General features: G+C 58.2%; 1 protein-coding gene. It reads left to right on the top strand.

Features of this window, described 5'->3' with window-relative positions:
- On the top strand, positions 1-368 hold a 368-nt coding region (locus SB765_RS28285), incomplete at both ends, for a Gfo/Idh/MocA family protein (protein WP_410932308.1).

Here is a 368-nt window from a genome sequence, read left to right as displayed (position 1 = left end):
CCGGGCGGCGCTTAATGCCGGGCTGCATGTGGTGTGCGAGAAGCCCCTCTGTTTTACGGTCGAAGAGGCGGATGAGCTGGAGCAGCTGAGCCGGGAGAAGCAGAAGGTTGTTGGCGTCACCTACGGTTACGCCGGGCATCAGCTGGTTCATCAGGCCAGGGAAATGATCGCCGAAGGGGCTTTGGGTGAGATCCGCATCGTTAACATGCAGTTTGCTCACGGCTTCCATAATGAGGCGGTGGAGTTGCAGAGTGAAAGCACCCGCTGGCGGGTCGATCCGCGCTTTGTCGGCCCGAGTTACGTGTTAGGCGACCTGGCGACGCATCCGTTATTTATTGCAGAAACGATGTTGCCACAGCTGAAAGTGA

This window comes from Pseudomonas sp. SIMBA_067 (assembly GCF_046534675.1).
Classification (GTDB): domain Bacteria; phylum Pseudomonadota; class Gammaproteobacteria; order Pseudomonadales; family Pseudomonadaceae; genus Aquipseudomonas; species Aquipseudomonas putida.
Note: the sequence above shows the minus strand (reverse complement) of the source record. Positions and strands in the feature narration are given on the sequence as shown.